Annotated in this window: 21 protein-coding genes; 8 read left to right on the top strand and 13 right to left on the bottom strand. The window is 51.2% G+C overall.

The window, feature by feature from the left end:
* Positions 1-59: 59 nt before the first annotated feature.
* Together ABC383_RS02200 and ABC383_RS02195 are read right to left on the bottom strand one after the other, a co-directional pair.
* Positions 60-1,187: a CaiB/BaiF CoA transferase family protein gene (locus ABC383_RS02200; protein ID WP_413011561.1), complete on the bottom strand. Its 1,128-nt coding sequence runs from the start codon at positions 1,185-1,187 to the stop codon at positions 60-62.
* Between the two features lie 120 nt (positions 1,188-1,307).
* Complete coding sequence (locus tag ABC383_RS02195) at positions 1,308-1,961, bottom strand: class I SAM-dependent methyltransferase (RefSeq protein WP_413011559.1); 654 nt, start codon at positions 1,959-1,961, stop codon at positions 1,308-1,310.
* Between the two features lie 176 nt (positions 1,962-2,137).
* Between ABC383_RS02195 and ABC383_RS02190 the strand changes: the two genes are divergently transcribed.
* Both ABC383_RS02190 and ABC383_RS02185 read left to right on the top strand, forming a co-directional pair.
* Positions 2,138-2,947, top strand: a complete 810-nt coding sequence (locus ABC383_RS02190; RefSeq protein WP_413011557.1) for a glycosyltransferase family 25 protein — start codon at positions 2,138-2,140, stop codon at positions 2,945-2,947.
* Positions 2,948-2,974: 27 nt separating this feature from the next.
* Complete coding sequence (locus ABC383_RS02185) at positions 2,975-3,562, top strand: putative pterin-binding protein (RefSeq protein WP_413011555.1); 588 nt, start codon at positions 2,975-2,977, stop codon at positions 3,560-3,562.
* Positions 3,563-3,588: 26 nt separating this feature from the next.
* On the opposite strand, the gene ABC383_RS02180 is transcribed toward ABC383_RS02185, so the two are convergent.
* The gene (locus ABC383_RS02180) at positions 3,589-3,966 is read right to left on the bottom strand and encodes a hypothetical protein (protein ID WP_413011553.1); all 378 of its coding nucleotides are present in this window, start codon (positions 3,964-3,966) and stop codon (positions 3,589-3,591) included.
* A gap of 460 nt (positions 3,967-4,426) precedes the next feature.
* Here ABC383_RS02180 and ABC383_RS02175 point away from each other — a divergent pair, with 460 nt between their 5' ends.
* On the top strand, positions 4,427-5,704 hold the full coding sequence (locus ABC383_RS02175) for a tyrosine-type recombinase/integrase (protein ID WP_413011551.1): 1,278 nt from the start codon (positions 4,427-4,429) through the stop codon (positions 5,702-5,704).
* A 100-nt stretch (positions 5,705-5,804) separates the two neighbouring features.
* Complete coding sequence (locus ABC383_RS02170; RefSeq protein ID WP_413011549.1) at positions 5,805-6,047, top strand: hypothetical protein; 243 nt, start codon at positions 5,805-5,807, stop codon at positions 6,045-6,047.
* Between the two features lie 143 nt (positions 6,048-6,190).
* Here ABC383_RS02170 and ABC383_RS02165 read toward each other — a convergent pair whose 3' ends face one another.
* The 6 genes from ABC383_RS02165 to ABC383_RS02140 all read right to left on the bottom strand — a co-directional run bounded on the left by ABC383_RS02165 (position 6,191) and on the right by ABC383_RS02140 (position 15,351).
* Positions 6,191-6,436 (bottom strand): hypothetical protein, encoded by a 246-nt coding sequence (locus tag ABC383_RS02165; RefSeq protein WP_413011547.1) that lies wholly within the window; start codon positions 6,434-6,436, stop codon positions 6,191-6,193.
* Positions 6,436-9,513, bottom strand: coding sequence for a type I restriction endonuclease subunit R (locus tag ABC383_RS02160; RefSeq protein ID WP_413011545.1), 3,078 nt, complete (start codon positions 9,511-9,513; stop codon positions 6,436-6,438). Before ABC383_RS02160 ends, ABC383_RS02165 begins: the two co-directional genes overlap by 1 nt.
* Positions 9,514-9,553: 40 nt before the next feature.
* Positions 9,554-10,900, bottom strand: a complete 1,347-nt coding sequence (locus tag ABC383_RS02155) for a restriction endonuclease subunit S (RefSeq protein ID WP_413011543.1) — start codon at positions 10,898-10,900, stop codon at positions 9,554-9,556.
* Positions 10,897-12,738: a type I restriction-modification system subunit M gene (locus tag ABC383_RS02150; protein ID WP_413011541.1), complete on the bottom strand. Its 1,842-nt coding sequence runs from the start codon at positions 12,736-12,738 to the stop codon at positions 10,897-10,899. Before ABC383_RS02150 ends, ABC383_RS02155 begins: the two co-directional genes overlap by 4 nt.
* Before the next feature lie 169 nt (positions 12,739-12,907).
* Complete coding sequence (locus ABC383_RS02145; protein WP_413011539.1) at positions 12,908-14,731, bottom strand: hypothetical protein; 1,824 nt, start codon at positions 14,729-14,731, stop codon at positions 12,908-12,910.
* Positions 14,728-15,351 (bottom strand): hypothetical protein, encoded by a 624-nt coding sequence (locus ABC383_RS02140; protein ID WP_413011537.1) that lies wholly within the window; start codon positions 15,349-15,351, stop codon positions 14,728-14,730. The genes ABC383_RS02145 and ABC383_RS02140 overlap by 4 nt, the downstream gene beginning before the upstream one ends.
* Positions 15,352-15,561: 210 nt before the next feature.
* On the opposite strand from ABC383_RS02140, the gene ABC383_RS02135 reads away from it, so the two are divergent.
* Entirely contained in the window at positions 15,562-16,140 is a 579-nt protein-coding gene (locus ABC383_RS02135; RefSeq protein ID WP_413011535.1) for a hypothetical protein, read from the top strand.
* Positions 16,141-16,238: 98 nt separating this feature from the next.
* On the opposite strand, the gene ABC383_RS02130 is transcribed toward ABC383_RS02135, so the two are convergent.
* Both ABC383_RS02130 and ABC383_RS02125 read right to left on the bottom strand, forming a co-directional pair.
* Positions 16,239-16,859, bottom strand: coding sequence for a recombinase family protein (locus ABC383_RS02130; protein WP_413011533.1), 621 nt, complete (start codon positions 16,857-16,859; stop codon positions 16,239-16,241).
* A 1,639-nt stretch (positions 16,860-18,498) separates the two neighbouring features.
* On the bottom strand, positions 18,499-19,095 hold the full coding sequence (locus tag ABC383_RS02125) for an EcsC family protein (protein WP_413011531.1): 597 nt from the start codon (positions 19,093-19,095) through the stop codon (positions 18,499-18,501).
* A 351-nt stretch (positions 19,096-19,446) separates the two neighbouring features.
* Between ABC383_RS02125 and ABC383_RS02120 the strand changes: the two genes are divergently transcribed.
* Together ABC383_RS02120 and ABC383_RS02115 are read left to right on the top strand one after the other, a co-directional pair.
* Entirely contained in the window at positions 19,447-19,794 is a 348-nt protein-coding gene (locus ABC383_RS02120; RefSeq protein WP_413011529.1) for a hypothetical protein, read from the top strand.
* A 192-nt stretch (positions 19,795-19,986) separates the two neighbouring features.
* On the top strand, positions 19,987-20,844 hold the full coding sequence (locus tag ABC383_RS02115) for a hypothetical protein (protein WP_413011527.1): 858 nt from the start codon (positions 19,987-19,989) through the stop codon (positions 20,842-20,844).
* Positions 20,845-21,707: 863 nt separating this feature from the next.
* Here the strand turns inward: ABC383_RS02115 and ABC383_RS02110 are convergent.
* Positions 21,708-22,951 (bottom strand): IS3 family transposase gene (locus ABC383_RS02110; protein WP_413011525.1). Its coding sequence is split into 2 segments (ribosomal slippage): positions 21,708-22,606 and positions 22,606-22,951, totalling 1,245 coding nucleotides; the frame shifts between segments, so codons are not numbered across the junction.
* A gap of 979 nt (positions 22,952-23,930) precedes the next feature.
* Here ABC383_RS02110 and ABC383_RS02105 point away from each other — a divergent pair.
* Positions 23,931-24,152, top strand: a complete 222-nt coding sequence (locus ABC383_RS02105; protein ID WP_413011524.1) for a hypothetical protein — start codon at positions 23,931-23,933, stop codon at positions 24,150-24,152.
* Positions 24,153-24,311: 159 nt separating this feature from the next.
* On the opposite strand, the gene ABC383_RS02100 is transcribed toward ABC383_RS02105, so the two are convergent.
* Positions 24,312-24,791, bottom strand: a complete 480-nt coding sequence (locus ABC383_RS02100) for a hypothetical protein (RefSeq protein ID WP_413011522.1) — start codon at positions 24,789-24,791, stop codon at positions 24,312-24,314.
* Positions 24,792-24,797: the final 6 nt, after the last annotated feature.

Raw genomic sequence — 24,797 nt, 5'->3', positions numbered from 1 at the left:
TGCTTGTGTTGAGTCCAAAGGACAGCATCGAGCCTGCGCATGCATGCCGCCGGGACCGCTCAGCCCCCGGTCTTGTTTCCGTTCAGGTCCGCCCTGCCCCAATCGGCGATGATGCCGGCGCTGTCATCCAAAGAAGCTGCCGCATACGCGGGCGTGGCCGGGGGTGTATGGCTGAAGCGTGGCGCAGGCGCCGGCTGCAGCACGCCGTCCACCGTCACGAAAGTCTGCCGTGCCTGGTTATGGGGATGCAGCGGCGCTTCGTCCCAGTCCAGCACCGGCGCGAAGCAGGCATCGCTGCCTTCCAGCAGCGCACACCACTCGGCCCGGGTCCTGGTGAGAAAGATCTGCGCCAGGCGTTCCCTGAGCTGCGGCCAGTGCCGCAGGGCATTCTGGTCGGCAAACGCGGCATCGGCAATGCCTGCCTTGTCCAGCAGCAGCGTGTAGAACTGCGGCTCTATCGCGCCAACCGATACGTATTTCCCGTCGGCGCAGGCATAAGTGCCGTAGAAATGGGCGCCGCCGTCGAGCATGTTTTCACCGCGCCGGTTGCTCCAGACACCGGCCGCATGCATGCCGTACATCATTGCCGACAGCAACGCGGCGCCATCCGTCATGGCGGCATCGACCACCTGCCCCTGCCCGGTGAGCCGGGCATGATGCAACGCGCAGAGCAGGCCGAAGGCCAGCATCATGGCGCCGCCGCCAAAGTCGCCGACGTAATTCAGCGGCACTACCGGCGGTTCGCCTGCCCTGCCTATCGCGTGCAGTGCGCCGCTCAGGGCGATGTAATTGATGTCATGCCCGGCGGCATGGGCCAACGGACCGGTCTGCCCCCAGCCTGTCATGCGACCATACACAAGAGAGGGGCGACGCGAGAGGCAGATCTCCGGCCCGAGCCCCAGGCGTTCCATCACGCCCGGCCGGAATCCCTCGATGAGAATGTCGGCCCGCTCCACCAGCGCCAGCACGCTTTCCAGTGCGGCGTCCTCTTTCAGGTTCAGCTTCAGGATGCGGCGGTTGCGCGACAGGACATCGTATGCGCCGTTCGTGCCGGTGACGCTGGTGGCGCCGGGACGCTCGATGCGCACCACGTCGGCACCCATGTCGGCCAGCATCATCGCGCAAAACGGCGCAGGGCCGAGACCGGCCATTTCAATCACTTTCAATCCATCCAGCGGGCCTGCCATCTGCTTGCTCTCCCTTGTCGGTGCCGCAGCATGAGGACCAGCCGCGATTTACCGCACATTCTAGCCCGCCGCCCTGCGACCGGTTGCCCAGTCAGTCGGAACCAGCTGCTCCGCGCCGGATCATTCGACCAGCTTCTGCAGGAACACCTGATACAGCGGCGCTGAAACCATGCGCAGCCGGTTGAAATGACAGTTGATAAAGGCATCGATCGCCATCTTCGGCACCGCCAGGGGGTCCCTGTTTCCCGCCAGCGTCTCATGCCAGAGATAGTCGTCCAGGACCATGATGCCGCCGACCCTGAGCAGCCGGAATGCCATGCTGGCGTCAAGCAGCACGTCGGCTGCCTGGTGCGAGCCATCGACGTAAATGAAATCGAATTGCGGCTTGGGCTGCCGGCTCAGCAAGGCGCCGAGGCAGCTTTCCGAACTGCCCTTGTGGATATGCATGTCGACCGGGAATGCGCCATTAGCGATCGAGATGGCGGTATTACGAAGGAAACGCTGCTCGACCTGGGCCATGTCGACGGCAGCGGTTTGATGTTCGATGCCGCCTTTCCAGTGATCGATGCAGTGGATTTCCAGGGGCGCTTTCTGGCTTAGCACATCGATCAGGTAGCACGCGCTCGCCCCTTCATAAGAACCGATCTCCAGTACCAGCCGCGCATCCAATTGCGGCAACAGCCTGTCCCATACGGGACGGGCGGCATTAAACCATTCGGCGGTGTATTCGGGTGCTTCCGCGGAGAGGTTCCGATGAGGCAGGTTTGAATCCATTTGTCTTTCCAGAAAAGGGCGATCAAGGAAGGGGTTCCAAACACTAAGCATGGCCGACCGCTTGATTGATGTTGAGCAACATTCGGCACGGCGTTACTCAACTAGTAACCTTGAAGGCGAGCAAGTTCTATCCTCAGCACCCACTCGCCCACCACTTCACATAAGGCGACTTCTCTATGGAATGCCATTACATCAACCTGGACAATGCCGTCGAGCGTCGGTCTACTCTGGAAGCCAACTTCGCAAGGTGCCGCCGTGAAGGCTGGGAATTGAAGCGATTTGCCGCTCTTGACGAAGCGACGGCCGAAAAAAATGCGATCCCTGGCAAACGCAGCTGGCGTGAAAAAGGCTGTTTCCTGAGTCATCAACGCGTCATAGAACGTCAGCCGGACGATGGCCGATCATTCATGGTGCTGGAGGACGATGCGCAATTCGGGCTGACCAGCATGGAAGTCATTGAAGGCGTTCTGGCTGAAAACGGCAGTGCGCAATGGGACCTGCTCTTTACCGATATCAACCCTCTGCAAATGGACATCATGATGATGCTTGCGCTTAATCGGAGTCAGTTAATGGAAAAACGCATGGTCATCCCGCTGGATCTGTCCAGGATTTCGTTTGTCGGGACGACTGCATACGTGGTCAACGGTGCCTCCCGGGGCAAACTGCTGGCCTATCTGGAAGCAGGAATCCCGGTGGACACGGAATATGATATCTATCTGAACCAGGGCATGGTCAATGGCGAGTTAAAGGCGGCCGCGCTCTTCCCCTTCGTCACCACTCTGTCCAAGCATTCGACAAAAACCCAGATCCAGTCACCGAATACAAGCACCGCAAACAGGGCGCGCGCCGTCTTCCGCCGCATGATGTGGCTTGAAAGCAGTGAAGAAAGCTACAAGGCTGATTTGGCGACGATAGAAAGTCACTTGCAAGGCACGCTGCATGGGAGGGTTGCCATGCTGGCCGGCGCCCAGTATGTTGAAGATTGATACCTCTTAGATTGTTCCTTTCCCCAAATGAAAAAACGCGTATTCCTGCATACGACGGCCGCCGCAGCGGCCGCGGTTCTTTCTCCATTTACGCATGCAAAGCCAAGCGCGACACAGTCCGGCGGCCCTGCGCTGCTAACCGTGACCGGCGCAATCACCAGAGCCAATCGGGGCGCCCTTGATCCCGCGCTCGACCAGTTAATGGTCAAGCAGAAGCTGAGCTTCGACCGGGCATGGACCTTTGACTTCGCAGCGCTCGACAGACTCCCGCGGCACACCATTTCCCCGGTCATCGAATACGATGAAAAGGCTCACCGACTCTCAGGCCCGGCGATGGTGGACGTGCTGAAGGCCGCCGGAGCGGCCGCCGATGCGAGCGTGTTGTTGCGGGCAATCGATGGCTATGCAGTGAGGGTCGAGGCAAGCGATCTGCGCAAGTACCGCTTCATCGTCGCCACCCGGCTCGATGAGCAGCCCATGGCATTGGGCGGGCTGGGTCCGCTGTGGGCTGTCTATGACGCCGACCGCTTTCCCGAGATGGCCGCAAAGCCGCTGAACCAGCGTTTTGGCCTATGTCCGTGGGGCCTTTATCACATTCATGTGGCGCCGCAGTAAATTGGCGCTGCGGCGCCGTTGCGGGTTTAGCGCTCCACGCAACTCAGGTAAAGATAGCTGGTGGTCAGAACTAGCAGCACGATGCAGGCGAACGCAAAGGCAATGCCGGCTCCCATGCATAGCAGCGTGGCACACAGGTGATCCGTGCTTTGGGCCGCATTGCTCAGCATGAGTCCGGACAGCAGTTCGGTCATCTTCATCAGGCACAGGGCGATGCCTGCCCACTTGAGCATGAAAAAGGGAAGGATGTTGCGCATTTCACGGTTGAACCGGTAATTTGCTATCCGCTGTTCGATCGTGCCCCGGTTGGCGTCCCGAAATTTCCACAAGGGAATAGCCAGCCGCCACAGGTACCGAAGCCTGTTTGCCACGCGTTCCTTGAAAGAGACATCACGACTGTTCATGGTTTTCGAAATGTACCTGTGTTTCGGCGAACGGCACCTGACTTTGAACAATTGACGCCAACTACCGATTCCAACGAAAAAGGCCCGCACCTGGTGCGGGCCAAATCCATCCAGGGGGACGGAGGAGGAGACGAATCCATAGTAGACAATATCGACCGGAGGTTCAGTCAGAAAAACACTTCAAAGCCTGTAGGAGTGTGCCGGCGATTGCGGAGAGGCAAAGGAACAGACACAACGCGGGCTGGTACTTGGTTGCAGAAGAATCCGGCGCGGAAAAACAAAAGCCCCGCTCGGCGGGGCTTGTTCAGTGCGACTTTCTTGATCCTTGGCGGAAAGGGTGGGACTTTGCGAATGGGAAACAAGATACCCATATTCGTCAATAAGTTATTGAATTTAATTGCTTTCCAAAAGACAACGTGTGTGGTAAATGTGTGTGGTTAATACTTTCCCCGATTGCCACATGACACTTCCCAAGTATCTTCAGAAGCGCCGACAAGGATTCTATGCAGTCCTTGAAATCCCTAAAGCACTACGCCAAATCTTTGATAACAAGGCACGGTTCATCCAGTCCTTGGAGACTAGAGAACAGCGAGTGGCTGAGAAACGTCTCCCTATTGTCATTGCACGATGGAAAGACCAGCTAGAGCAAGCCAAGGGGACCTATGATCCAGCCAACGGGATTCTCTGGGAGGTCATAGAGTGGCGCAAGGCTATCGAGACGACTACGGATGAGATAAGCAAAGAGGTAGCTGAGGGCCTTGCTTATGAATGGGTTGAGAAGCTGGCGGTCAAGGAGGGAGTTCAAGCGGCGCAAGAGGCTGTAGGGGTGATCTTCCATAATGTGCAGCCTCTCACGGCTAACTTCGATGACTGGACAGAAACAATCAAGCACCTGAATCCCAAGACTCAGGCTCTCCAGAAGAACGCTGTGAAGGATCTCTGCGAGAAGTTCAAGACCACTGCAGACATTGACAAGAACAGTGTGAAGACTTACCTCTCCATGCTGAGGACGGAGAAGGAACTCTCAGACAAGACTATTTCCCTGCGGCTCACATTCATCCGTAGCTTTATCAGTTACATGGATGACAAGTACGGGACTGACCTGCTCCCTCTGTTCACAGTCAAGAACCTCGCTAGGACATCCACGGCTAAGACCGTCAAACAGAGAGCATGGGTTCCATTTGCTGCTGAGGAAGTCTCCAGGCTGCATCAGGCTGCACTCGACAAGAAAGACCAACCTCTCGCTGATCTCATTGCCTGTGCTGCCTATACCGGCTGTCGGATTGAGGAACTGGGACAGGTCAAGACTGAGCATGTATCAGAGCAAGGCCTCAGGATCGTTGATAGTAAGACTGCTGCCGGTATCCGTGAGGTTCCTCTCCACCCTGCCCTAAAGCCTCTCATGGACCGTCTGAGGGCCTCTAGCAAGGATGGATTCATTATCCCCGGCACAGATGAAGGATCTTTTGGAAAACGCAGTGCTGCTTTGGGAAAACGCTTTGGGCATCTGAAAACCAAGCTGGGCTTCGGAGAGCAGCATGTCTTCCACTCCATCAGGAAAACCGTAGTCAGCCAGCTAGAGCAAGCAGGAGTCAACGAGAACACCACGGCGGACATCGTAGGCCATGACAAACCACGGATTACCTATGGGCTTTATTCCTCAGGAGCCAGCGTCAAGCAGAAAGCTGAGGCCCTCTCTCAGGTAACCTATGGAGGATCTCTGGGGATTCCCGTATAGAGTCAACGCGTTGCAGAGACTACAAAAACTCTGCTTTAGCTTAAAACCTGCTGATCTTTGAAGTGTCTAATAGATGGACGCTTTGCATGAGGAGCATAATATGCCGCTAGTCAACAAATTCTCTGTCAAAAAGCCGTTCATAAACAGGCTAAAGCAAGCTATTGAAGAAAAGACTGTACCGAAGATTTTTTCGACAGCCGATGTTCGCAGGACATTTCCTGACAAAGAAGCCGGAAATTTGTCGAATTATGACAAAGGGAACGCAGGTAGCAGCAACAAGAACCGGAAACGATTGTCCTCTCGCCCAATCAATGGGCGGAAATATTATGTTTTTGATGAATAACTATTTCCAATTTACAACTTAAACAGGCCGGCCTTAGCGGCTTCCTTCAGAGCCGTCCAGATTCCATTGATCCGTACTTCCGATTGTTCTCCCAGAGTACGGCTCTGGGAGGCTCGCGTCTAGAGAAACTGGAGGCTGATCTCCTATTTTTTCATTTCAGACTGCATCGAGCAAAAGTCTAATGCCATTTGAAGTTCAATACACTTTTCCTGAGGACTTAACTCAACCAAGCCAATCAAATCCATAAGGCGATAGCGAAAAATAGCTGCTCGTTCTGATGGTGCCGTCTCAGGATAACAATCAGAGGAGGCATTGATATGGTTTGCCAAGTTCTGTACTTGCACAATGCCGTACTGATACTGCCGAACCTCGTTTTGCTCTAGTTCCATTATTTGCTCATCTCCAAGGCACCATGTCGTTTCTTTGCGAAACCTGAATACACTAGCTCCAAAAGAATCTCGGCAAGTCCTTCCTGCACGGACGACTTGTTCAGCACCTGTTTAGCCATCTCCTGATACTTGTCCAAGCCATCGACTACGGATTCCATCATCACAGCCTTGTAGTCGGGACTCGCACCAAACTGTTCCTTGGAGTTCGCAGCCGCCTGCTGTTCAAGCATTTCGCTTTCCATCATCTTGCCGCCCACGTGATTCGCCAATGCAAGTAGATCGTTGTCCGTCAGATCGCCTTCAAACAGGTCATTCATCTTGGCGATTATCTCTCCTAGCAGGACAACGTCTGGATCATGAGGTTGGCCTGAACCTACGCTGGTGAGTGGCTGGAGCTTGTACTCATCGCTGTTTTGCTCCAGCTTGATCGCCTGCTTGCCCTTTTCACTCAGCTTGTAATGGGTGAGCTTGACCCCGGAGAGATCAATCGACTTCCGGCTGCGCTCGTCCTTCAGCCACGGCAGGAGGTGCTTGAAGAAGATCGAACGCTTCTCCAAGTCAGTATCGGCGTAATCAACAATCTGGGACAAGAAGTCATAGGCGCGGATAAAGCCCCCAACGTCCTTACGGAAAATCAGCAGCTCATCGATAGCTTCCTTGTCGTCGGCTTCAACAGCCTCTTCGAAGCGAACCCGATAGCGGTCAACGGCAGGGGCGACCTTGGCTTGCATGTCCTTCTGGTTCTTTTTGAAAAACGCAAGCACCAACCCATCGACTTCTTCCGGCGTATAGATTTTGGAAGCGTCGAGCTTGCTTTGGAGGTCATGGATCAAGTTAGGATCGGAGACATCCATTAGCTCGGCTGTCTCGTAGTAGGGCTGAAATGCTGCCTTGATCTCTTCTGGGTCGTTCACGAAGTCGATCACGAAGGTCTGATCTTTGCCGGGATAGGTTCGGTTCAACCTTGAGAGGGTCTGCACGGCAGCGACACTTGCCAGCTTCTTATCGACGTACATAGAAACCAATTTGGGCTGGTCAAAGCCGGTCTGATACTTGTTGGCTACCAGTAGAATTTGGAACTCCTCTGTATCGAAGGCTTCCCGAAGATCACGCCCCTTGAGTCCAGTGTTCATGTTTGGCTCAGTGAAGGGACTAGGTCTGCTCTCTGGGTCGATGACCTCTCCAGAGAACGCCACCAGCGTATCTAAGTCCTTATAGCCTTTGGACTTGATGTACTTGTCGATTGCCAGCTTGTAGCGGACGGCTTCCTTGCGGGAGGACGCGACGACCATTGCCTTCGCCTTGCCTTCGAGTCTCCATGCCACATGCGCCCTGAAGTGTTCAACAATGATCTGAACCTTCTGAGAGATGTTGTAGGGATGGAGCTTTACCCAGCCCATCAGTGACTTCATGGCCTGGCTTTGATCGACTTCCTCGCTGTCGTAGTCTTTGCCGTTGTGGGCCAGCTTAAAAGCTACCTTGTAGGGTGTGTAGTTCTTCAGCACATCCAGAATGAAGCCCTCGTCAATGGCCTGACGCATGGAATAGACGTGGAATGGAGCAGGAAGATTGGATTCGGAGGGAGGCTTGGATGGATCAGGAACGCGCCCGAACAACTCCAGGGTTTTCGCCTTGGGTGTCGCCGTAAATGCAAAATAGCTAAGGGTCTTGGGTTGAGGACGTGCCGCCATTTCTGCGACCAGCAGATCATCCACGCCAACTTCTTCACCCTCTGCGATCTGTTCTGCGGTCAGTACCTGTTTCAGCTTCTTTGCTGTCGCGCCCGTCTGGGATGAATGGGCTTCGTCGGCAATGATTGCATACGTCCGGTTCTTCAATGAGGTATCGGCTTGGATCGCTTCCAGGACAAATGGGAAGGTCTGGATTGTCACGATGATAATCGGAACACCATCCTTCAGTGCCTGGGCCAATTGAGCTGACTTCACACCCTCATTGGTAACCCGGCAGACAACCCCTTGCTTGTGCTCGAACTGGTAAATGGCATCTTGAAGCTGCTGGTCGAGGACTGTCCTATCGGTGATAACGACTACCGAGGAGAACACTTTGGCATTCGAATCGCCGTGCAGGTTCGATAGCTGATGTGCCAGCCATGCTATCGAGTTCGTCTTGCCCGATCCGGCAGAATGCTGAATGAGGTACTTCTGTCCAGCCTTCTCATCCTTGGCGGTCTCCAGGAGTTTTGTAACGGCTTCCCATTGATGAAACCGAGGGAAGATCAGTCGCTCCGTGACGATTTTCTTGCCTTCGTCATTCTTTTTCTCTTCACGGGACAGATGGACGAACCTTCCAACAATGTTGAGCCAGGCATCGCGCTGCAACGTCCGCTCCCACCAGTACGCCGTCCGGTAACCCGAAGGATTAGCAGGATTGCCAGCTCCGCCGTTATTCCCAAGGTTGAAGGGCAGGAAGTAAGTGCTCTTCCCTCTGAGTTCCGTAGCCATCCAGATTTCATCTGTGGATACCGCAAAATGAACCAATGCTCGCCGCTTGAATGCCAATAACGGCTCCTCACGCTTGGCTCCTGGCTCGCGGGGAATCCGGTCAAACCGGTACTGGTTCTTGGCATCCTCGATGGACTGGGTGAAGTCAGTCTTCAGTTCAGCCGTGGCAACCGGGATGCCGTTGATGAAAAAGACCAAGTCGATGGAGTTTTCGTTCGACAGGCTGTACCGGACCTGACGAACGACACGGCACCGCACGTGCTGGTACTTCTCTAGTGTCTCTGGATTGATCGCCTGGGCTGGCTGGAACTGGCACATGTCGATCTTGCCCGAACTGATGTCCTTGAATCCTTGCCGCAAGACCGCCAACGAGCCTTCCTTGTCCAGAACCTGAGTCAGGCGATTGAGCAGCGTCTTCTCAGTGGAGCCGTTGTTCGCCGTCTTGAGTTTCTCCCAAGTCTTCGGCTGTGAATCCTTGATCCATCCGATGACATCCTCGGGGTACAGAGCCAACTCGCGGTCGTACTTCGCGGGATCGCCTTCGAGCCAACCATGAGAGGCAAGATGCTTGACAATGTCGGTCTCGAAGTGGATTTCCTTGTGCGGACTGCTCATTGATGCTGACCTACCATAGTTATTGTTCTCGTCGTCATGGTCAAGCGGCTTGTTGGAGGTCTGTAATAGCTTCCATTACGTTAATTTTTCCAGTCACAACGGCATTAATTAACGCTGAGCGGTGCTCCATTTGAAGGCGAATCGCTTGCTCTGACTTGGCAATTAGCACATCAATTTTATTAAGCTCACTGTCTATGTAATGCACGATGCTCTCTTGTTCTTGGGAGCTTGGGTAAGGGACGACTTGTGCACTCAATTTTCCCATTGGAATACGCATCCGGATAGTGTTTAACTTTCCTGATGACTCAGCCTCCTTCATCATTATTCCATTTCCCAATCCGAGCAAGCTTCGCTGAAAACTTTGGCATTGAAAAATATTGCTAAAATATTCGACTTTGTCTTCCTTTTGCCTTGGGAAAAGCATGTAGTAAACAGGGCTTACAGCACCGAAGAATTTCGATAAACCAGCCGATCCTGCAACCACGTTCATGCTGTTTATCACAATGTCATTCGGATATGCTAACTTGTAAGCGGTCAGATCCTCCTTTGCCTTATTCCCACCACCCGATCTTTCCGAATAGGGGATCACTCCCTGCTCCATCGTAAGAGATAAGATAAAAGTTGTTTTTACTGGATCATTTTTCTCAATTCTCTCGCATAGAATCGACTTGATTGACCGAATTTCCCAGTGTGCAGGTACATCTCCTATCCAATCCACGCCGCTGGGCTTCATTGGTACTGTTGGATTTGTTCCTTTTGTAACAGCGCGTAGGATGACGGCTTGCCGCTTTTCTTTCAACAGTTCGATCAGCTTTTCCTGCTTGGAAATCAAGGTGTCAATCTTAGCGGTTTCACGATCAAGGAAAGCAGAGATGGCAATTTGCTCTTCAACTTCTGGTAATGGAAGGAGAAAAGCGTTGAACTGGTCTGTTGGCAACCTCCATCTTCCTAGATGTGAGCTCCCTTGTCCGAACGGATAAAAAATTTTATTTTTGTACGCAATTTGAAATAGGTAGAGAAAATATTGCTTGAAACAGATAGTTAAATCTCTTGCAGTAAATACTCTGTAATCGGGACTGGTCACTCCATGGAACTTAGAAATATCAACGTACCCTGTCAACAAGTCCATGTGATTCATAGCGAAATCGCCAATTTCTACGAACTGGTATTTCGAGTAATCCATTGAAAGCTGCCCGTCTCCGCTTTCTGTATCTTTTACCTTAATCCCCTGTTGGGTTATTGACAATACGTCGTAGCCTAGAGTGCCAGCTATCCGTTTTTGTATTTGAAAGAGCCATTTAATTTTTCTAATTTTCCAGTGCGCTGGCACTTCGCCAAGCCATTCAATTCCTGACTTTTTATACTTTGAATACGGCTTGAACCTCATGCTGTCACCTGTTGCAGCAAATTAAGGATTTCACCTGTCACTGCCTTTAATTCCGTATCAATTTCCTCAAGTGACCGTGGTGGCGTATATTGGTAAAAGAAACGATTAAATGGAATTTCGTACCCTACCTTAGTCTTGCCGTGGTCAATCCATGCGTCCGGCACATGCGGCAGGACTTCTCGTTTGAAGTACGAATCGATGTCATCTTTCAGCGGCACATTTTCGGTATCACGCAGCTTTGCATCAGCTTTGGGTTTGCCCTTCTTGTCCGTCTCGATTTTGCCCTGCTCATTCTTCAGCGGACGTTCGACAGTGATTGTGCTGAAGCCAAAATCGGCATTGTCGAAGATGCGTGACACCATAAAGGATTCCACCCTGCCGCCTTCAGGAGAACTCGAGATCGGCGTGTCGGCTGGCTCCAATGACTCGCTGACTACCTTACCTTCGCCATCTAGTACCTTCACATGGCGCAGCTCCTCGAATCGCCCATGGACTTCAACAAGTCTAGCAATGTCATTCTCGCCTAGCTCCTTCCGCTTGCTTCCAAGCGACTTGCGCATTTTTCGGTAATACTCCGCACCATTGATGAGTTGGACTTTACCCTTGCGCTGCTCGTCCTTCTTGTTCGTCACCATCCAGACGTAAGTGGCGATGCCCGTGTTGTAAAACATGTCGGTAGGCAAGGCTATGATGGCTTCCAGCCAGTCGTTTTCAATGATCCAGCGGCGAATCTCGGACTCACCTGACCCAGCTCCACCTGTGAACAAGGGAGAGCCGTTCAGGACGATGGCAAAGCGTGAGCCACCTTCGTTTTTTGTCTTGTCATAGGGACGCATCTTCGAGCAGAGGTGCATCAGAAACAGCAGACTGCCGTCCGACACCCGTGGAAGACCAGCACCGAATCGACCAGCAAATCCCTTTTGCTCGTGTTCCTTGAGGACTTCCTTTTCGACCTTCTTCCATTCAACACCGAAAGGAGGATTGGACAGCATGTAGTCGAACTCTTTGCCAGAGTGGCCATCATCCGAAAGAGTATTTCCCATGATGATGTTGCTGACATCCTGGCCTTTGATCAGCATGTCGGCCTTGCAGATTGCATAGGACTCGCCGTTCAACTCCTGTCCAAACATGACCATCCGCGCCTTGGGGTTCAACCCGTGGAGATGCTCTCCAGCGATAGACAACATGCCACCTGTACCGGCAGTTGGGTCATACACAGAGCGAACAATACCTGGCTTGGTCAAGGCTTCGTCATCGGCGGTGAAAAGCAGATCGACCATCAAGCGGATTACTTCCCGTGGCGTGTAATGTTCACCGGCGGTCTCGTTAGACAATTCAGCAAACCGACGGATCAAGTCCTCAAAGACTAGCCCCATATCGGCATTGCTGACCACCTCTGGATGGAAGTCAATGGCGGCGAACTTCTGAACGATTAGGAACAGGAGATTGCAGTCGTCGAGCTTCTCGATCTGCTTGTGAAAGTCATACCGCTCAAAGATGTCCCTAGCATTCTCGGAGAACCCATTGATGTAGGAGACCAAATTGGCCTTGATCTGCGCTGGATCGCCAAGGAGCCTCCCAAAGTCAAACGGGGAAGTGTTGAAGAACGACTGTTCCGCCTTTTTGGTCAGGAACATAGTCAGGTCGATTCCAAGGCTCTTCTTGGCTTCGTGTTCCGCTAAGACAGCCGGCTTGGTTCTTTCCAAGACGCAGTCCAAGCGTCTGAGGAGCGTGAACGGCAGGATCACCTTGCCGTAGTCGGACTGTTTGTAGTCGCCTCTGAGAAGGTCTGCAACAGACCAGACAAATGATGCTAATTGGTTAAAGTTCTTCGCCACAGTGATTCCTTAGAGTTGCCTTCTGGTTATTCCAAGGATTGTACGGGGAGATGCTGTTGCGGTGAAGCATCTGGACGGTGAATACCACAAAGGGATATAGCTGCCCCTTCAATTAGGGGACATGCTCCTATAAGATCTATTAGGAAGATGTCCCTTAAATGAAGACCTACTAGAACACAGAAGCCTTCCGCCTCATTGAGCGACCATCCTGAATCCACTCCTCGCTTAGTCGAAGAACAGATTCAATAGCCCTTGAGAATGCCTTCTTGGCTGCTTCGTCATTGGACTTTATTCCAATTGCCTTCTTGATAACGACAGAAGAGACCTTTTCGGTAGTCTCAGGGACGCTTTCAAGGTATTGATGAATTTGTAACGCCAGTGCGTCTTTGATCGAGGTCTTTACGGAGACCGTGTACTTCGGCTCCCACGTCTTCCAGGCAGCTCCGGGCATCACTTTCGCAAGCTCCTCCCGGATGTTTGAGTCTTTGTGGATGAAATACAGATTCATTGACTTGGCTTGTCCGTCTTCGATGATCCGGCATGAGCCACGAGACGCACCTTGGTAGACCAAATGGGCAACTTCGGAATCCAGCATGACTTTGATTGTCTTGTTGTCGATCTCTGCCGATAGATCGTCCTGCTGACCCACCATCATGGCGGCGATGTCGAGCTGGCTTCTCTGCATGACTCCTACCATGATGACCACATCGCAGTGGACGAAGTCGTTGAGGCTGGTCTCGCTACCCCAGGTCAGGAGATTGATCCGCTTCCTGCCGTCCGAGAATCGCTCCTCGGTATCGATCCCCGCGCCTCGCATGTCCTCCAGCAGCCGCCTTCCAATGTCGATGCCGTGGCTTTTGTACGTGAACAGCAGAATGCCCTTCGAGTCGGAATGGCTCTTCACGACTGCCACGATCTCTTTGCTGATGTCTCGATTCTGACGTTCAGCCTTGAACGATTGTGTGATCGCCGTCCTGCTTCCCGAAGCCAGTAGCTGATGAACAGTGACGTTGTTATACCGCTTTACGTCGAACTCTTTGAACGACCATCCTTCGGTCAGTGTGTCGTCGAGCTGGACGATCTTCCTGATGTGATATGACGCATCAAGAACGATGACATTGTGGAGTTCACGTGGAATTGCCAATTCGTGCCAGATGACTCCGGCTCCTTGTCCTGTTGATACCACTCGCAGAGGCTTCTGGGACACCTCCAAGAGGCTTTTCAAGGGATCAATGTTCACCATTCTCACCATCGCCTGATCCAGCAGACCATGGAATCCGTTCAGTTCTGTCGGATGCAGTTCTGGGAGGCGGATGACCGACTCCGAGCTTCCCGCATTCAGCTCGTTCACCCGTGCCTCAATCAAGCCTCGGCAACGCTCCAGATACGACACTAAGGGTGCATAGGAGCTTCCCATGGGATCGACATGTTCCACAAAACCCTTGAGTGCAACCGAGAGATCACGCAGAGACACAGATGACGTATTGGAGCGGAAGAAGGTCTCGTCGTAGATCATGAGTTTTCGCTTCTTCTCGCCATGCCTGCACAACAAGTCAACGACAGTTCCCCCACGAACTCTCGCATGAGTCACAAGTTGAAACCGGTGGTCTTCCTTTCCCGTGGATGGCTCCGAAGCGAGTTGGCTGTGCTTGAGACCGATGAGCGACTCAGGGACTCCATGGCGGATGAGGCTACGCTTGATCCCGCAAAGAGCCTCCACCTGTCCCGCAGCAATTGATACCGCAACGTCTTCCATTCCAAGCCGGTGAACCGCCGTGATCCATGCAACGATTGCGGAGGTCTTCCCACATCCCGTTGGGAGGCCAAACGCCTTGCGGCCGAACTCATTATCGAACGCATACTGCGTCATTACGTCTACAAGCTCAAGCAAGGCAGCCCTATGCGCTCCTCCAGGACTGTTCCTATGGATCTCAAGTTCTGCTATAAGAATCTTGAACGCTTCTTGAGTTACCGTCAGCGGACCCACAGTCATACCAACTCGCTTAAAGCGTTATGCAGAGATCGCTGCTCATTCTGCTTTTGGGCGGCCTCCTGCTGTTCCAACTTCGCCACAGTCAAACCAGCGACTCCAAAGGTCTCCTGTAGCATCCTCGCCAAGATCTCCACGGTTCTGGGCTTGAGATCCCTATAGACCCGCTTTGCCTTGTTCGTCCTGAAGTCCTGATAGGTAGCGATGCTGGTAGGAGCAAGATTGCGGACCCTACGCACAAGCTGGCCACTGAACGCTTCATCAGACTTGAACCGATATGGATTCTCTTCCTGCATAAGGTACATGGCGAGGACAATCTCAATGATGTCCATGGTTTGTGCCGCTGCTCCCAGCGTAGCGACATTGGCCCATGCTTCGCGCTGGTGGAGATTGTAAGGAACCCCCGTTCCATACTGTTCCACATGGCCCTTTGCAATGCCCTCCAGAGCTTCCCAGCGATCGCGCAGGAGTTTCCATGTAGGGTTGCTAGCATTCTTCTCGATACGAGCCTTTACGCGCTTCCTGAACGGTTCCAGCTCATAGGAAGTAACGGATCTTTGCTCAGGATGTCCATGCCTCCTATTGCGTCGCTTGTGGTTATCGCAGAGGGTGCTGTAGCCCATAGTTGGCAGGCTACATCCCAGCATTCTGCAAGTGCTCATTGATTCTTTCGCAAGTTATTTGTTGACCCCGTGGTTGGCCACGAACAGGCAAAGAACATAACATAAGAAAGTGCCAGCAGGAAAGTAAATTCATACTACGAAGTGCAATAGATGATTAATGTCGCAGTTCGACCCAAAGCGATTAGCGTTTTTTTGCGGCAAGGTGATTAATTGGACCTTCAGACTAGCATTACGTTACTGCTCTACAATCTGGAATTTAATAACCATTTTTTAGGTATGAACAAACGGACCGTGGTTATCCCTCAACCTAGTAGCTTTCTGGAACAGTACAAAACCTTTAGCCTTCGGCGCGCGCGTGATCAATTACTTAAACTGGAGTGGGACATAGCGCAACTCCAAACAATTCCATCTCATACCATTGAGCATCATTATCAAGCGATCAATTGCGCAATTGCAGCTTGGCAAATGTGCGACTGGGTGTATGCCGAACTCAACCAATCCATGCGGCTTGAATTCCCGAGAGAAAGGAAGTTTCGGGATCATATAAAAGCGCAGTGTCATTGGCTGAAGATTTGTCGCGAATTAGCTGACGCATCGAAGCATCGCCATTTGACAGACTCTCCGTCACCAGATATCAGCACGCTAACGGTTGACGTATATGTCACGCCAAGCGGCGAGGAAATCACGCAGATGTTTGTTTATGATGGCCAAGCCATTTATTCAACCGAACAGGTAATGTGGGGAGCACATGATTTTTGGGAGCAATATTGCGACGAACTGGTGATCTGATCTGGTATGCATCTGCGCCATATCCTCTGCAAGATCTGCTTGACTTCGGCGCACAACTTATCTGAATAATCCTCAGGACCCGTTATTAAAAATATTTTTCACGGGGTAGTGTTTTTTAACCTCTGCCCCAATCTCGATAGGGTAGACCGGCTGCATCCAGTAGCAGCAATGATCTGATTCCAGCTAGTCCCCTGAGCGAGCATCTTCATGATTGCCTCATTGCGCTCAGTGTCTTCTTGCCGGCCCTTGTAGCCTCCCTCAGCCTTGAGCTTCTCAATTCCCTGCTGCTGCCTCCTACGGCGGTCTGTGTAGTCCTTACGAGCTATGGCTGCCAGCATGTCGAGCATCATCCCGTTGAGAGCTTCCAGCATCCTAGAGGTAGTCTCATCGGTATTGGTTGCCATCATCCATGAGGTAGGAAGATCCAGAGCCACCACCTTGATTCGTCTAGCTTGGATCTCAGTCTTGAGCCTGGTCCAGTCCTCAGCATTCAGACGAGACAGGCGGTCTACCTGCTCAATCAAGAGGATGTCCCCAGGTTGGCTATCAGAGAGCAGACGGAACAACTCTGGACGCTTCAGGGAGGCTCCAGACTCATTCTCAGGGTAGTAGCTAGCAATTCTCAGTCCTCGTTCATCAGCGAAGGACTGAAGATCCTCCTTAGCACGCTGTGCATCTTGTTCTTTGGTCGAGGCTCTGAGGTAAGCACGGACTAACATTGAGAACTCCCAGTTCGTTTTGGATAGTTCGTAATGTACCAGTTCGCTTTGGGTAGTGTAAAGAACTATATCGAACCAGTTTTATTGATGAGTTCAACAGTTCCCTTGAGGTATACCTAAAAAGAACCTACGAACTGACATGTGTATGGCACTAGCCCTCTGGAAAACGACATCCCGGTGTCAGCTATCCGTCAGCACTTCGTCAAAAGGATGTCAGGCAAATAACTCATCATCACTTCACTACTCAACCAATAGAACAAAGATGAAGCTGCTTATAGCCCTCACAGTCGTGGCTTGCGTAGTTGCGGTGCTAGTAACTCGCTTCGCTATAACTGAGAGAGACATGGAAGGGTATTAGCCCTTGGCATAACCCAGAGCGGCCCTAGAGGCACCACCTGAACTCTTTACACCAAGCAAGATAGGATCATTCATGATGACCGCACACCATCAAGACCTTGGACGACTTACGCAAAGCATCGAAGTCCTGCAAATACGGCTGACTGCCCTAAATGCACTCCTGCATAACTCAGGACCAAGTAGTTATGGAAGGAAGCATGAGCTGATCCGTGAACAGCGCGAAATCTTAAAGAGAAGTCTTGAGGTACTTCGCAAGCGGCAAGCCATAAGGCAAGGAGCTTGGGATGACGATAGGTAGGCCCCAGGATATCCTCTAGGTAGACCAGCATACCCCACCGGGGGGAAGGGCCGCGCTCGTATCACGAGGTGGGCTCTCAGATTTTAGCGCCAAATTATTTCTGGTTGATAAAATGCAATAGTCCTTATCAACGAAAGAACCTGATGAAAATAGCCGGATCAATTGTTATTGGGTGTTGCATTATCGCCAGTGCGATTGTCTTCGGGCTTACTAGCGATAAACGGGCATTCATGGAAACATGCCTTTCGCAGATGGTAACAATGCAGTCTGAAACAGAGGCTCAGTTTTACTGTGAGATGCGGTACAAACGCTAACAGCTTCGCTATACAGAGCTTTAACAGGTGCGGCGACCGGCGCTAATCCCGATCTTATTACGGCTGGCGGCAGAGGTGCGTCGTACCGTAATCCCAACCCTTTCAGTGCCTCAGCAAGCACACCGCAGCGGGATTGTAGACGAAGTACTGTACAAAAAACCAGTAAACGATGATTTATTAGCCCCTTCAGTGGTGCTCTCGTCGATCCATAGCTGGGCAGTCGGAACCATAACAGCACAGTGCTTTCCCAAGACTTAGATTATGCGGAGAGGGATATGGCTGGGTCATTGGTTTATCAAATAAACGTCTATAGACTTGCACGGGACATAGCTAACTCGGAGGATCGTATCCGGGTCATGTCAGAAATACTAGCGAGTATTCCCACAGACACCGCTAGGACTAGGCATGATCTGTTCCGTGTACAGATAGAGATGCTGGAGGACAGGGTGAAGATCCTGCGGCTACGCTATGCGAGGGAAGTCAGCCGAATACGCTGAGTATGTTCCCGAATCTTCCCCAGGCAGACCAATGGATACCATGGGGTAAAGACTATGCCCACAGAACGGGGTGGGCTTACAGATATTTTGGCAAATTCTTTTCCAGGCAGCCCTAAGTTGCTCTCGCAAACTTAGAGCCGGCTTCGGACTTCAGCGAATGTAAATCTTGCTGCTTATGCCGGAATGAAGGTATCCCGAGCGATGTTGCCGATTGTGTTTGTTGCAACTGAATCGAATGCAGCTCCTACTAATCCACCTGCTAAGGGGACAGCTTTCGCGATATTTATCATTCCGGTTTGCCCGAATTTGGTCAGCAGCCTGAAGCCAACAGCTTGGTTAATTTTTATAATCAGTTGGCTTGATATCTTTTCTATTGCCTTCTCAGTTATCTTTGTTCCTACCTTGATTCCGATGTCCCGAATGATCTCTGTAGCAGCACTGCCGCAAAGGCAAGCGTAGACTAAAGACTTTACTCGATCATCTTTCAAATCATACCCACCCATATGCGCGATTGCAGCAATCATCCGTATTTGGACATATAGGACACTTGTTATATTGGCAGGAATCGTTATAGGCATCGTCACAACACCTCCGAGACCAGTTAAGAATCCCGAGGTCGCAGCCTTAGTGTTCTGCCAACGAATCAAAGAATTTGCTTTGTCTGTTAACGGCTCTTCTCCTTTGAGATAATCGGTCGCCATTTCTTGTGCTGAATCGAGGCCAGGGACGCCGTTGACAGCCTTCTCATACGCCCAGTCAAGGGCATTCATGATCGCGTTTTGGTTCAAAGCCATTTTGATTTGTGGTATGGAAAAGTGTGAGAAGACAAAGTGAAAATTCGGAGCAGTAATTTCCGATAGGAAACATATTACCGTGTTGCCGTACCGTTGTCTATTACAAACATGAGGAGGTAGGAACACGATTTGATGCCATGCTGGGAACCACAATTGTCGTCTACAGACGGGTCCAGTTTGCTCCGCTGGTGCTCGAAGCGGTTTCGTTGCTGCATTGGTTACCTGGGTTGTGTCTTTGGCTTTAAAAGCCATCGAAGATTATCTCACCGAACTATTTGAGAACCTTTTGAACGTGTAACATTATGGTTTTCATCTTTGGAACCAAACATGCGGAAAATATCGGTCGCGTCAGTTGCGCTAATAGCTGGATGTGCTGCAAATTCCGGAGTTATACCCATCGGTCAAGACACCTATATGGTGTCCCGCCAAGCCGCAACTGGGTTTTCTGGCTCTGGCACATTGAAGGCAGAAGCATTTCAAGAAGCTAACCAATACTGTGTTAGCCAAAATAAGATGCTTCAAGTAGTGAATACAAATGAAGCACAGCCTCCCTACGTTTTTGGGAACTACCCCAAGGCTGAGGTGCAGTTTATGTGCTTGACTTCGGCTGATGCTGAACTGCGGCGTCCTAAATTAAGCAAAGAACCAGATACTGTTATTCAAATTCGCAAGTAGTCTTTTAAGGTACCTATTGAGAATGGCCCGGTAAAGTCTTATGGCAAATATCAGGGTAACGCCGGGAATGTCGCTCTCATATCACGAGATATCGCTTCAGATTTTTCTACATATTATCTTGACTGGCTTTTTAGGACTCTATACCTAAAGGCAAGATCAAAGACTCCATGCCGATTCATTCATAGGACAAATGTGGATATCGTAAAGAATAATTGCTTTGCCTTTGTCATTATGCCATTTAGCGATGATTTTAATGATACTTATAAGCTTGGCATTAAACAGGTTGCAACCGAATGCGGCGTCAAGGCTGAAAGATTAGATGAGCAGATATTCGACGAGGGAATGTTAGATAGGATCTTTAGGCAAATTGATATGTCCGATTTCATTATCGCTGATCTTTCGACGCGGAATGCAAATGTATTCTATGAACTCGGATATGCACACGCAAAGGAAAAAATTTGCCTTCTTCTTACTAAAGATCCTAATGATATTCCATTCGACCTAAAGCATAAGCGGCACATTGTCTACGGTAGCTCAATATCCTACTTGCAAACCGAACTTCGGAAAAATATCGAATGGGCAAAAGAAGAGGCGCGCGCCCGTTCCCAAAACAAAATACAAGTGGTGGCTAGGACCCCTGAGGCCAAGTTAACAAAAACATCTGACTATGCAACAGCCACTTTAGACTTCGTTTTTGATCTACATAATAAGACCGATCGTGTATCGCCGGATATATCGGCGGTCTATCTCTATGCAGGGAATAAATGGAAATTGTCTGCAGGAGGGAGGGAGTGCCCATACCACGACTCCGACATTAAGCCCTATAATTATCGATATTTTATTCCCTCTCCTACCACTAGGATAGGAAAAGATGGATGGGCGCAGGTAAGTGTTTCAGCTCAAAGAACTTTGGCATTTGCTTGGCGAGGGGACGAAATTAAAGACAAATATCCTTTATCCGGCCATGGAATGCTTCGTTTGGAAACCAGCGAAGGAAATATTGATCAAAAATTTGATTTTAATGTGGTTGCAGAAGACTTTCCGTTCTAAGGGGCTATTTCAAGGGCTACACATGTAGTCGAACACGGGAAATATCGACCAGCGAATACTAAATAAAATGAGTCCCTATCTCCATCTCACGCCACACTACTTTCTGAGCCAATCTAAGAGATAGAAAGTGTGCAGTTAATCCAAGCGTGTATTACGCCGATGCTTGATCACCTAAGATTCATACAAGCTCGTATAGAAAGTTGCAAAAAACAAAAGTAACGATTACATTTCGGGAAGACAACTATCTCGGGGAATATCAAGTGCCACCAGAAGAACTGCTAAGGTCCATTGAGGGGCAACTACGGATGTTCAAAATCTTCCGGGACATGGACCCGCATATAACTGCAGGAGAGATTTGCTTCTTCTTGGCGGCAGCGACGAATAAAGATTTCTGCATGAGGGAGATTGGAGATTCCCTGGGGCTGAAAGTCAGTACCACATCTAGGTACCTCAAGACTCTTTCCATCAGCAAAGGCGAAAACTCTGGCGGGCTAGGACTATTGCGGTCACGCAGAGATCCAGAAAACAACAGGAAAGTTGCTATCTTGCTAACTCCAAAAGGCAGAGATGTTTTGCGTCAAATAGCAGAGCATTCAACTGCACCTACAACAGTCGAGGAGCACACTTGCCGAGTCCATACTCCCGTGTATAGGGTGAGACCTGCTGGAGTAAGGACCAGACGGTAGCCTGATCCCCGCTCTAAGACGTTCGGGAGGGGAAGCAGAAGAAAACCCGCAGACCTTTCGGAGTGCGGGTTGAATCCAAACCTAATGGGTTCAGAGGAGACTCTCTTAATGTAGAGCTATCTCCAGAGATTTCAAGAGTGAAACTGGTCTCGCCCCTATATTCCCGTACCACCGGCGTTAGTTAATCAAAGCCTGTTTCTCTCTAAACATGCGTGGCGGCAGGTACTTTAGGGCGCTATGCGGGTGCTTCGTATTGTAGTGCTCAAACCAGTCCACCAATTGTTGCATCACAGTTTTGGCATCCGGACGCAATGCCAGCTTGGCGTAATCGCGCTTGATGGTTTTGACCAGACTCTCGGCCATCCCGTTGCTCTGCGGGCTGGAAACCGGCGTGGTCACCGGCTTGAGACCAAGTGCACGCGCAAATGATCGTGTCTCAGCAGCGGTATAGCAACTGCCATTGTCGGTCAGCCATTCAATCTCCGATGGCGCCGTGCTGTTTGGACCAAATCGTGACTCGATCGCTTGCATCATCAAGTCGCCCACCAGCCCGGCGTCAATGCCTTTTGTTGTCGCCACCCAGCTCATGACTTCCCGATCGCAGCAGTCCAGCGCAAAGGCTACCCGTACCCGTTCGCCATTGTCGCAAGCCACTTCAAAGCCATCCGAGCACCAGCGGGTATTGCTGCTGTCGACGGCTACCTTGCCATCGTGTCTGCGGGTAGAGACCGGTCGCTGACCATGACGATAGAGCAGCAGGCCATGGTCCCGCATGACCCGATAGACGCGTTTGTGGTTAGGAGACTGTCCGTTCGGCCTGGGATGCTGATGTCGCAATACGCCCCAGACCCGTCGATAGCCATAGGTGCCGAGGCCGTGAATGACGTGCCGAACGTCTTCCAGCAGTAACGTGTCATCCATCCGGCTGCGTGCCGTGCGGCGGTCAGTCCAGTCGTCAGAACGGTTGAGCAGTGCCACGAGATGACTGCGCGCCACGCCAAGGGTCGAACACACCAGTCTCATTGGTCGTCCCCGGGCAACAGCGGCGAGCGCGCAATCCACTTTTTTGCTTTGGCAAGGTCCACCGCTTCCTTGAGGATGTCATTCTCCAGGGTCTTGCGTCCCAATGCCGCTTCCAGTTGCTTGATGCGCTTCATTGCATCCTGCAGTTCAGACGCTGGCACGACGGGCTCATTGGCACGCACGGCAACCAGCGATCCTTCTGTATAGGCCTTGCGCCACTGGAACAGCTGGCTGGCGGTGATACCCGCTTCCCGAGCCACCAGGGACACCGACATCCCCGGTTCCATACTGCGCTTGACCCATTCCAGCTTCTGTTCCGGGGTCCAGCGTCTGCGCCGCTGGACCCCGGTAATGACTTCCACTTGCTGATTTCTTCCCGAAGGCATAGGCATATCCATAGCAGTATTCCTAATCGTTAGTTTAAGGAATACCGACGGTCCGGAGAATCACGGGGCTACTTCAGAAACCAACAGAGTTGTTCGGAATCTTAGCTTGATCCGGTGTAGACCCTAGGTTAATCAAGAGAGTCCCAAAGGTCCTTCAAGACGGATAGCCAAAACTATTGGTCCATGCTCCGAGAGTTAGTGGTTCCTTATGGAAGGCTTCTGCCCACTGTTCTTCAAAAAACACGGGTACTACAACGGTCAAATATGTAAGCGCAGGCAGGTCACCTATAGCACGCAACTCAAGACGATCCCTAACCGAAAGGCCGTACGCTAACAGCGCATTAGTAACTTCTTTTTCATCAGCACTGTTCAACCCGACTAGGATCACTCCGGCCTCATAACTCGGTCTTGGGTCGGCGGGGGTACATATCGCGTCTACGGGCAAAGAGCCGCATTCGTAGATTCCAGGGGGACGCTCGTAGCGGACACCCTTGACTATCAAGGTCGTGCCTTCATAGAGGGATGGGCTATCATTTTGAGAACCATCACCACAGCCTGCTAAAAGCAGTGCAAGTCCTACCGAAGCATATAACCGAAGTATAGACCGCACCATTGCTCGTCTTTCCAAAAAGAATTGTTGCGAATATTACAGGAAATAGGACAGTGGTTAAGAAAGAAGCTTGCGCACATCTCGATGCGCAAGGGTTTATGTGGAAGACCGAAGGTCGACCATGTTCGGAAGGAGAGGACTAAAAAGCTAATTTTTATAAAACTGAAAATAGTACGGCGGGAAGATGCGTCTTGGACTGGACGTAAGCCCATCTGTGCAGATGTGAGAATGATTTGTGGGACAACTTGTGAGACGGTGTAAACGGTCCAGATCTACTGTTCAGTAACTTGTAAGATTTGAGACACAAAATACGGATGAGACGGAACGATTTTTGGTTGCCTTCTTCAAAGCGACAGGGAGTCACCTTCTTATGGAGGCGACATGGGCACCAGAACAACCCGAGAACGCCTACTTGATGGCATAGAAGAGAACATCGTCTCAACAAAGAAGCAGATAGACATGCTGAAGGTAAAGTCTTCTCTGCTGTTGAGTAGTGGTCTGCAGGCAGAGCGCCGGAAAGTCCTGCAACAGATCTGTATGCTTCAAGATACCTTGGAGCTTCTAGAGCAGCGCAAGGCTTATGCATCAGAGCTGGTGCATTAGAGGCCCCAGATTATCCCCAGGTAGACCAGCGGACACCCACGGGGGGAAAGACCCACGCCCATGTCACGAGGTGGGCTCTGAGATTTTTGAGGTAAAACTTTCCCCCCGGTCAGGTCGGGGGTAATCTGCGCCAAAGACCAGAGTAGGGAAACTGAGACATCAATAGTCCTCGCTATGTTTGCCCACCATTACAACGCTAATCACAACGAAGAAAAGGCTCAACACTAAGCCGATATAAAGAATTGACACAATCCACGAGTAGGCCGCTAACAGTGCTGCGAAGCCAAGGTTACTAAGAGACAATCCTATGTATTGGAGCGCCCCGCGAACTCCACTTACCTCTCGTTTTTGGACAACCGAAACAATATGATCAACAAGAAGATAAGCACCAAGGAAGGGGAGAGATAGCATCCAAAGAGATAGCATCCAGCCTTGTGTTGTAAATTTTCCATCGTTTGCTATCGCGCCAACTACTGCCGCCGCAATAAATGCTATATACGCGCCGAAAAGCTTTGTTCTTCTCTCGTGGTCGTGCGCAAGGATGTCTGGACTCTTCATAGGTATAGATTCTTGGCTTGTCTCAACCATCTGATCGTCCTTCATGCCAAAGACAAATAACAGAAACACAAAAGGCTCCATCTCTGG

Source organism: Noviherbaspirillum phoenicis, assembly GCF_047237965.1.
Taxonomy (GTDB): domain Bacteria; phylum Pseudomonadota; class Gammaproteobacteria; order Burkholderiales; family Burkholderiaceae_D; genus Noviherbaspirillum_A.
The sequence above is the reverse complement of the archived record's forward strand: the minus strand, read 5'-3'. Positions and strand labels throughout refer to the sequence as shown.

Excerpts from the sequence above, each read along its gene's own strand:
- ABC383_RS02165 (WP_413011547.1), bottom strand. The coding sequence starts at position 6,436 with ATGGAACTAGAGCAAAACGAGGTTCGGCAGTATCAGTACGGCATTGTG.
- ABC383_RS02195 (WP_413011559.1), bottom strand. The coding sequence starts at position 1,961 with ATGGATTCAAACCTGCCTCATCGGAACCTCTCCGCGGAAGCACCCGAA.
- ABC383_RS02145 (WP_413011539.1), bottom strand. The coding sequence starts at position 14,731 with ATGACTGTGGGTCCGCTGACGGTAACTCAAGAAGCGTTCAAGATTCTT.
- ABC383_RS02140 (WP_413011537.1), bottom strand. The coding sequence starts at position 15,351 with ATGGGCTACAGCACCCTCTGCGATAACCACAAGCGACGCAATAGGAGG.
- ABC383_RS02175 (WP_413011551.1), top strand. The coding sequence starts at position 4,427 with ATGACACTTCCCAAGTATCTTCAGAAGCGCCGACAAGGATTCTATGCA.
- ABC383_RS02180 (WP_413011553.1), bottom strand. The coding sequence starts at position 3,966 with ATGAACAGTCGTGATGTCTCTTTCAAGGAACGCGTGGCAAACAGGCTT.
- ABC383_RS02170 (WP_413011549.1), top strand. The coding sequence starts at position 5,805 with ATGCCGCTAGTCAACAAATTCTCTGTCAAAAAGCCGTTCATAAACAGG.
- ABC383_RS02160 (WP_413011545.1), bottom strand. The coding sequence starts at position 9,513 with ATGAGCAGTCCGCACAAGGAAATCCACTTCGAGACCGACATTGTCAAG.
- ABC383_RS02125 (WP_413011531.1), bottom strand. The coding sequence starts at position 19,095 with ATGAATGCCCTTGACTGGGCGTATGAGAAGGCTGTCAACGGCGTCCCT.
- ABC383_RS02120 (WP_413011529.1), top strand. The coding sequence starts at position 19,447 with ATGCGGAAAATATCGGTCGCGTCAGTTGCGCTAATAGCTGGATGTGCT.
- ABC383_RS02200 (WP_413011561.1), bottom strand. The coding sequence starts at position 1,187 with ATGGCAGGCCCGCTGGATGGATTGAAAGTGATTGAAATGGCCGGTCTC.
- ABC383_RS02130 (WP_413011533.1), bottom strand. The coding sequence starts at position 16,859 with ATGTTAGTCCGTGCTTACCTCAGAGCCTCGACCAAAGAACAAGATGCA.
- ABC383_RS02155 (WP_413011543.1), bottom strand. The coding sequence starts at position 10,900 with ATGAGGTTCAAGCCGTATTCAAAGTATAAAAAGTCAGGAATTGAATGG.
- ABC383_RS02190 (WP_413011557.1), top strand. The coding sequence starts at position 2,138 with ATGGAATGCCATTACATCAACCTGGACAATGCCGTCGAGCGTCGGTCT.
- ABC383_RS02105 (WP_413011524.1), top strand. The coding sequence starts at position 23,931 with ATGGGCACCAGAACAACCCGAGAACGCCTACTTGATGGCATAGAAGAG.
- ABC383_RS02100 (WP_413011522.1), bottom strand. The coding sequence starts at position 24,791 with ATGGAGCCTTTTGTGTTTCTGTTATTTGTCTTTGGCATGAAGGACGAT.
- ABC383_RS02185 (WP_413011555.1), top strand. The coding sequence starts at position 2,975 with ATGAAAAAACGCGTATTCCTGCATACGACGGCCGCCGCAGCGGCCGCG.